8 protein-coding genes are annotated in these 8,013 nt (G+C 58.1%); 3 read left to right on the top strand and 5 right to left on the bottom strand.

The genetic code is table 11. The annotated features are described in order from the left end of the window. The first annotated feature begins 181 nt into the window (after positions 1–181). Positions 182–1,168 (top strand): helix-turn-helix domain-containing protein, encoded by a 987-nt coding sequence (locus ACR0IP_RS22835; RefSeq protein WP_480528117.1) that lies wholly within the window; start codon positions 182–184, stop codon positions 1,166–1,168. Between the two features lie 501 nt (positions 1,169–1,669). Here ACR0IP_RS22835 and pqqE read toward each other — a convergent pair. From pqqE to pqqA, 5 genes are read right to left on the bottom strand one after another with little or no spacing between them, the layout of a single operon-like run. Continuing rightward, complete coding sequence (pqqE, locus tag ACR0IP_RS22840; RefSeq protein WP_480528118.1) at positions 1,670–2,749, bottom strand: pyrroloquinoline quinone biosynthesis protein PqqE; 1,080 nt, start codon at positions 2,747–2,749, stop codon at positions 1,670–1,672. Then, positions 2,746–3,033 (bottom strand): pyrroloquinoline quinone biosynthesis peptide chaperone PqqD, encoded by a 288-nt coding sequence (gene pqqD, locus ACR0IP_RS22845; protein ID WP_480528119.1) that lies wholly within the window; start codon positions 3,031–3,033, stop codon positions 2,746–2,748. The genes pqqE and pqqD overlap by 4 nt, the downstream gene beginning before the upstream one ends. Beyond that, entirely contained in the window at positions 3,030–3,758 is a 729-nt protein-coding gene (gene pqqC / locus ACR0IP_RS22850) for a pyrroloquinoline-quinone synthase PqqC (RefSeq protein ID WP_480528120.1), read from the bottom strand. Before pqqC ends, pqqD begins: the two co-directional genes overlap by 4 nt. After that, the gene (gene pqqB / locus ACR0IP_RS22855) at positions 3,755–4,642 is read right to left on the bottom strand and encodes a pyrroloquinoline quinone biosynthesis protein PqqB (protein WP_480528121.1); all 888 of its coding nucleotides are present in this window, start codon (positions 4,640–4,642) and stop codon (positions 3,755–3,757) included. The genes pqqC and pqqB overlap by 4 nt, the downstream gene beginning before the upstream one ends. A 26-nt stretch (positions 4,643–4,668) precedes the next feature. Further along, entirely contained in the window at positions 4,669–4,776 is a 108-nt protein-coding gene (pqqA, locus tag ACR0IP_RS22860) for a pyrroloquinoline quinone precursor peptide PqqA (RefSeq protein ID WP_152460716.1), read from the bottom strand. Positions 4,777–4,976: 200 nt separating this feature from the next. On the opposite strand from pqqA, the gene ACR0IP_RS22865 reads away from it, so the two are divergent. Together ACR0IP_RS22865 and ACR0IP_RS22870 are read left to right on the top strand one after the other, a co-directional pair. Further along, positions 4,977–7,040 (top strand): 4Fe-4S binding protein, encoded by a 2,064-nt coding sequence (locus ACR0IP_RS22865; protein ID WP_170381005.1) that lies wholly within the window; start codon positions 4,977–4,979, stop codon positions 7,038–7,040. After that, the gene (locus ACR0IP_RS22870) at positions 7,037–7,927 is read left to right on the top strand and encodes an FAD:protein FMN transferase (RefSeq protein ID WP_480528122.1); all 891 of its coding nucleotides are present in this window, start codon (positions 7,037–7,039) and stop codon (positions 7,925–7,927) included. The genes ACR0IP_RS22865 and ACR0IP_RS22870 overlap by 4 nt, the downstream gene beginning before the upstream one ends. Positions 7,928–8,013: the final 86 nt, after the last annotated feature.

Consider the following 8,013-nt stretch of genomic DNA (forward strand, 5'->3'; position numbering starts at 1 on the left):
CCCCCGTCAACCGCGTCGACAACGCATACGGAGACCGAAACCTTGTCTGCACATGCCCACCAATGGAAGCATACGAAGAAGCCGCAGAATAGCCAAAACATGACCCCCGCCAAAAGGCGGGGGTCATCGAGGGGATCAATGTTTCCCTCACCTGACCCAATCAAACCAGTTGGTGGTTCTGATGAAGCATTATGTCATACAAAATTGTCACGCAGGTTCAGCTCAAATCGCCAACGTGGCAAAAGAACGCCCTCATCACATCGAAGTCATTCTGCGCTCCCAAGAGGATAGGGCATCAGCAGAATTGGTCGTGGAGTTTTTCCATGCGTTGAACACATTGATCGCTAAAAACGCCTATGCGGTGACAACACGTGTTGTTGCTACCGACAAAGTTGGTGGACCACTTGATTGGGCTGGACGGACTGCGGTCTTCTGGGGCGACTTAGAGAGTGCATGGTGCCCAGCAGGAGACCAAAAGCTTTGGGTTTTGCAAGTGATGAATCTGTCACCCAGAGTGATTTTGGTCGGCGGCGCCGTGATGTTGCTGGCACAGATGGCAGGCTCGGAACCTAGGGCGGCTGCAGTGCATGCCACTTTTGAAGCGGCAGCCATTGAGCAGGGAATTGTCAGCTGCGGGGCATCAACTTGCCTGGCGTCAGATGGTCGATTGCACAGCGCTAATACCCGCATCAGTGCTATGGGATTACTTTCGGAGCTCGTTTCGGATGATCACGGTCAACATATTGCTGATGCGCTACGCAGATATGTCGGATTGAGCGAGCCCGGGAAGAAAACCGAGAGTCAAATTGCCAATCGGCTCATCGGCGAAGCCAAAGGGGACGAGGTTGTCATTCATACGCTGGCGACCATGATGAAGCATATCGAAGACCCGTTGAGCATTTCAGAACTTGCCGCGACAGTCGGTACGTCTGTCCGGCAGCTTCAGAGAAGATATCTCAGCAAAACAAATGCGAAGCTTCTGGACACTTACAAAGAGTTGCGTTTGGAGAGGGTTGGGATTTTGCTTAAATTTACGGACATGCCCCTTGCGGAAGTTGCCGCAGCGACAGGGTTCTCGTCTCGTTCCGCCATGTCCAGGAGCTTCTTCAAACATTGCAAATCTACTCCCGAAGAAAGCAGGAAGCGGCGGTATCTAGGGTGTGAATAGAACAAGCGCTCTCAATTCAGCGTGCAGTTTCTGGATGCGCAAAAGCACCTAATAGCGAACAGTCTGGCGTTCAAAAACGAGGGCGTGGACGCCTGATTGGCTGCGCCTATCGTGGCGCGAAGACCAAGTAGCACGATATCTGTGATAGCCAAGGGCGTCCGGTAAACCTTTTTTACTGCTGGGCACGCTAGCGACTAAATCGGCATGCGGGCCTTACTTAGCAGCGTGTCAGATGTTGACTGACTGATTGGAGACCGTGGCTAAGACGCTGACCTGCATCTGAGATGCGTCGAAAGAAAAAGGGATGCAGGCCTGTTTCAAAGGGCGAAGGGAGAAGGTCGAAGGCGACGCAAGCAGGCTGTCAAATACGACAAAGGTCACTACAAAGGGCGTAACTGGATCGAAATCATGCTCTGCAGATCCAAGGATTTACGGCGTGCCGCAATCCGCTACAACACATGTCCGAAGATATTTCTGCCCGCCATAGAACTTGGTTGGGGGTCACGCTTTGCGATAGATGAATTCATTTTCAGGATTGGCTGACATGGCGTCCAAAACGTCTTTGACCCGGCTATTCAGCGGTGACTTTTTGCAAACGGGGTCGGTGGCTTCGGCATCCTGCGCAAAGGCCATCGCCTGACAACGACAACCTCCGAAGTCGATTTCTTTCCTCTCGCAGCTTTGGCAGGGTTCGGGCAACCAATCGATTCCCCGATAGGCGTTGAAGGCGCTGCTGTGGTGCCAGATGTCCGACAAAGGTTTATCGCGCACGGACTCGAATTCCAGATGGGTGATCGTCTGCGCCGCATGGCAGGGCAGGACGGTGCCGTTGGGCGTGATGTTCAGGCCTGTGGACCCCCAGCCACCCATACAGGCCTTGGGGTAGTCCGAGTAATAGTCTGGCGGTACGAAGTCGATGGCCAGAACGCCGCGCAAATCCCTGCTGGCGCGGGCAACGGTGTGTTTCACGGCCCGGGTCTGCTCAAGCGTTGGCAGCAGTGCGGCGCGGTTCGGCAGAGCCCAGCCGTGGAATTGCACACAGGCGACTTCGAGCCTGCGGGCGCCCAGTTTGACGGCCATTTCGATCGTGCGATCCAGGTCATCAAGATTGTGGCGATGCATGACCGCGTTCAGGGTCAGCGGGATACCCCTGTCACCGATCTCTTTGGCGATGATCATCTTTCGGTCAAAGCCGCCGCGATAGCCGCCAATGCGATCGGCCAGATCGGCATTCGTGCCCTGCAAGGACAGTTGGATGTGGTCCAGCCCTGCCGCCGCGAGTCGATCCAGCCGTTTGGGGGTCAGCCCGATGCCGGAGGTGATCAGATTAGTGTAAAGCCCGATACGCGCGGCCTGTGCGGTCAGGTCTTCGAGATCGCGGCGCGAGGCGGGTTCACCCCCCGACAAGTGCAATTGCAGGACGCCCATTTCGAAGGCTTGCTGGAACACATCCGCCCAGGTCTGCGTGTCGAGTTCCGTTTCCTTGCGCTCAAGCTCCACAGGGTTGCTGCAATAGGGGCAGCTGAGCGGGCAGCGGTGGGTAAGTTCGGCCAAAAGCGCGATGGGGGCTGGGGCGGTCATGCCTGCACCAACACATAGAGGCGGCTGCGCAGGGCCTGCAGGAAGTGTTGAACATCGGTTTCGACCTGATCGGCAGGGGCGCCGTAAGTGGTGGCAAGATCAGTGACGATCTGGCTAAACGAGGTCTTCCCATCCACCCGCGACAGGATGGCGACGCCGATATCGTCCAGTTCGATCACCTTTTCCGGGGCTTGCAGGACCATGCGGTCGCGCACTGTGTCGCGCTGAACCCGCACGCCGCGCGGCAGATAGGGGCGATCGGATTGCTGCAGCTCAAGCGTCATAACAGGCCTTCCCCCGGTTTCCACGCACCGGGCGGGATCAGGCCCGGTTCCACATATCCCGACCAGAGCGCATCCAGCTGCGCCCAAAGCACGTTGGTTTTGAAGATCAGCGCCTCGCAGGCCATATCTTCTTTTTCTTCTGTATCGGCATGGTCCAAAACCCAGTTCAGGCCGAATGCCACATCCTTGGGGGCTTGGGTCAGGCGTTTTTGGAAATAGGACAAGCTGTCAGAATTGGCGAAGTCATAGTGCTGCAACAGGCCCTCGATCCGCTGTTCATGGATTTTTGGGGCAAACAACTCAGTCAGAGAAGACGCGACCGCCTGCAGCAGGGGCTTTTCGCGCACGTAATGCACATAGGCGTCGACGGCGAATTGGGTCGCGGGCAGGATACCGCGGCCCGAGGCGACATAGTCGGGATCCAGCCCTACAGCCTCGGCCAGTTTCAGCCAGCGCCGGATGCCGCCGCCCTCGGTCACGCCACCATCATGGTCTTCGATGCGGGATCGCCACTCGCGCCGGATATCGGGGTCGGTGCAGCGCGACATGAAGGCGGCGTCCTTCATCGGAATTGCCGCCTGATAGGCCCACCGATTTATCACCCAGGCGCGCACCTGATCGGGGGTGCATTGCCCGCTGTGCAGCCGGTGATGAAACGGGTGCTTATCGTGGTAACACTCCGCCCCGATCTGACGCAGGCGGGCCTCAAGGGTTTCGCGGCTCATATCGTGATCTCCTGCCCGTCATAGGCGATGGTCCAGCCTGCGGTTTCCACAAAGGCGCGTTCCGGGCTGTCGGGTTGCAGCACAGGGTTGGTGTTGTTGATGTGGATGAAGGTTTTCGCGGCGCGGATCTCTTGCAGTCGGGCGATTGACCCCTCTGGTCCGCTGATCGAGATATGCCCCATCCGCTGCCCGGTTTTCACTCCGGTTCCGGTGCGGATCATCTCATCATCATCCCAAAGCGTGCCGTCAAAGAACAGCTGATCGGCATCCGCAATTCGGGCCAACAGGTCATCGGTCACCTGCGCGCAGCCGGGGATGTAGTAGGCGGTCTTATCGGGGGTGGTCAGCCGGACACCTACGGTCTGTTCGCCTAGCAGATCGGTTTGGACGCTGTCGCCCTCCATGAAGAGAGGTACCTTGCCGGGCACCGCAAAGAGCTGCGCGTGCAGCCCCTCTTGAAGGGTGAATTCATCGCCCAGGGCAATCTGGCGGCGTTCGACCTTCTCGCGGTTGACCGCGTCGAAAATCCGGTTCTGGGACAGTACGTCCAGAATATCGCCCGTGGCAAACAGGGTGAACGGGGTCTGTTCACGCAGGCTGAGCAACCCGGCGATATGGTCGATATCCCCGTTGGTCAGCAGAACCGAGGCAACAGGCGTGTCGCGCAGCGCGCGGGGGTGCATTTTGGGGCTGTCCAGCATCTGCTGGCGAATATCAGGCGAGGCGTTCAGGATGCTCCAATTCAGACCATCCGGGGACACCGCCAACGAGGATTGGCCGGACGGCGGGATCCTACCCTTGCGGGCGTCCTCGCAATTCCGGCAACCGCAGTTCCATTGTGGCAAACCGCCACCTGCAGAAGCCCCAAGAACCAGGAAATGCACTTTGGGCCTCCGCTGCGTTTACGTGATCAGAACAGGTCGGGCTCGTACTCGCGGCCTTCGTCCTCGGACGGAGAATACATGTTGATCTCCATGCCGCAGTTCACTTCTTTCAGCTTCGGTGTGCTCCAGGTCATAGTGTCCTCCCGATGAATGACTGGCGTTGTTGAAAACCTACTACCGGCATGATTTTCGGAAAATGCTCCTTTGGTCGTAGGGATGGGATGTAGTGTTGAGGGGCCGGGGCGGCCGCGTCAACCGCCTTGGGGTCGTAGAGGCGGGACTTAGGACTTTCGTCGAATGTCATGGGCGCAGGCGGAAATATAGTCTCACGCTCATGCGCGCGATCCTGTTACTTGTGTTTTTGCTTCTCAGCGGCCTGTCGGTTCAGGCAGAGCCTCTGCCGCGTGAGCAGATCGAAACCTATATCCGCGCCCCGTTTTCGCTCGGGGAAGCGTTGAACGATGACGGGGTCTACAGCCTGCTGAACTCGGGCGGCAGTGAGGCCGGATATGTGTTTGAATCTGAACCCTTGGCCCCCTTGCCGGGATTCTCAGGCGCGCCGATCAACATGCTGGTGGTGCTGGACCTTGAGGGGCGCTTTCTGGACGTCCAACTGATCGAACACAACGAGCCGATATTTGTCTCGGGTCTGGGTGAGGCCCCGTTTCACAAATTCTTTGAACAATATGGCGGGCTGTCGATTTCGGATTCGATTGTGGTGGGAACACCCTATGGCGATGCGGCGGCGGGTTCACAGCTTGTTTATCTGGATGGCGTCACCAAAGCGACGGCCAGTGTGCGCATTGCCCACGAATCCGTCATGGGGGCCGCGCTGGCAGTGGCCCGCGAAAAAATGCAGGGGCTGGCCACCGCGCCGCCCGCCTTTCCCAACCCCGAGTACCAAGAGGACCTGACCTGGCAGGATCTGGTCGATCAGGGCATCGCCACGCGCAAAACCTACACCAACGCGCAAGTCGACGCCTTGTTCACAGGCACCTTGTGGGAGGATGATGATCCTGAGGCGCAGGAGTACCCGGATGAGCCGTTCTTAGACATCTGGGTTGTCGATTTGGGGCCTACTTCCATCGCCCGCGCCGCGCTGGCCGAGGACAGTTTCGACGAACTCCAGAGCTTTCTGGAAATCTCGGACAATGATGAACCGATCCTGGTTATCGAAACCGCACGCCACGGGTTGGTCAGTGAGGATTTCGTGCGCAATACCGCGCCAGATTGGTTGTCGGCGGAACAGGATGGCTTTCCGGTTGCCCTGCGCGATGCCGATCTGTTTGTGGAGCTGGCCGATGGTCTGCCCGATGGGACCGCCATGATCTTGCGCACAGACCGCAGGCTGGGCTTTGACCCCTCACGCGATTGGGTTCTGAACGTGCTTGCCGTGCGGGAACACGGCATGTTCCAACCTGAAATAGGCTCAGTCACGCTTGAGGTGCTGCATGTCACACCCGAGCGGTTCTTTGCCCGTCCGGTTCAGATCACGCCGGTCCCGCCATGGCTTGAGGCGCTCCGCAACCGTCAGGCCGACATGATCGTTCTGGGGATTTTCCTGACAGGTCTCATCGCTGCGCTCAGCTTTCGCATGAATGCACTGGCGGCCCAACCTTTGTTCACGCCCCTCCGCATGGGCGTGCTGGCCGTTGTCATCGGCTTTGTCGGATGGTGGGGGCAAGGGCAGCTTTCCATCGTCACCGTTCTTGGAACACTCAGAGCAGCAGTCGAGGGTGGCAGTTTCGCATTCCTTCTTTATGACCCGTTTTCCTTGCTAATCTGGGCGGTTTCGATCGCTGGTTTCATCGCATGGGGTAGGGGGCTGTTCTGCGGCTGGCTCTGCCCCTTCGGCGCGATGCAAGAGTTCGCGCATCACCTTGGCAAAGCCCTCCGCCTGCCGCAAATTGAGCCGTCCGAGGCTTGGGACAGGCGTCTGAAATGGTTGAAATATGTCATCCTCGCGGGTCTTGTGGGCGTTGTGTTCGTCGCTCCCGATCAAGTGGACAAAGCTGCCGAGGTCGAGCCCTTCAAAACCGCGGTCACCACCTTCTTTGTGCGGGAATGGTATTACGTGGCCTATGCGGCGGGATGGCTGTTCCTTGGAATGGTGCTGTTCAAGGGATTTTGCCGCTATGTCTGTCCGCTTGGCGCTTTCATGGCGATCGGAGGGCTGTTGCGCGGGCGCGATTGGATCGACCGACGCGCGGAATGCGGTTCTCCGTGTCAATTGTGCAAGGTCAAATGCAAATACGGGGCCATCGCAAAGAGTGGACGCATCCAATATGATGAGTGCTTTCAATGCCTAGACTGTGTGACGATCCATGACGACAGCACGAAATGCGTGCCTCTGATTGTCGCCGCTCGACGTCAAGCCAGAGAGGTTGCCGCCGAATGATAAACCGTCGCCGCTTCCTTGCCATCTCCGCTGCTGCGCTGGCCACTCAGGCCGCGGCCCAGCCCACAAAATGGCATGGCTACGCTTTGGGCGCAGAAGTCAGCCTAACATTTGATGCGCCTCCGGACGTTGCCGAACCCGCCATCGCCCGTATCCGAGCCGAGCTTGAACGCTGCGAAGCATTATTCAGCCTCTATCGGCCGAATTCCGACTTGTCTCGGTTGAACCGTTCTGGCCACCTGAAAGCACCTGCGCCCGAAATGCTTGAGCTTCTGCGAGCTTGCGATCGCGCCTACCGGCAGACCGACGGGCGTTTTGATCCGACTGTTCAACCCTTGTGGCAGGCAGCGGCGCAGAATGGAGATCTCGATGCCGCGCGCAAAGCCCTTGGATGGGACCGAGTTCGGAATTCGCCCGATCACATTGCGCTGGATGCCGGTCAGGCACTTACTCTGAATGGTATTGCGCAGGGCTACGCCACGGATCTGGTCACAGAGGTGCTGCGCCAGGCGGGGTGGGGTAACGTATTGGTCAATATCGGTGAGTACTACGCCGCAGGGCGCAACTGGAGCCTTGGCCTGTCCGACCCTCAACACGGTATCGTTCAGACCCGGACGCTCAAAGATCAAGCAATTGCCACCTCCAGTCCAGGCGCGTTGCGACTGGGGAGTGGTCAGTTTCACGTCCTGAATCCAAAAACCATGCAACGCCCCCAATGGTCGACGGTCAGCGTTCAGGCTGCAGACGCGACATCGGCAGATGCATTGTCAACGGCGCTTTGCTACGCGGATGCGGGTGAAATTCAAACCATCCTGGACCGAACAACCAAGAATACAACTGTGATATGTGTTCACCGAAACGGTTCAGTCCGGACCTTCCGGTCATAGCAAAAGCCCCGGGGTTTTGCCCGGGGCTTTTGGGTTTGTTGTTTCTGTGTTTACGAGCAGTCTTGGACGGCGCGTTTAGTCATCAC

The sequence above is a fragment of the Ruegeria sp. AL11 genome (assembly GCF_056540865.1).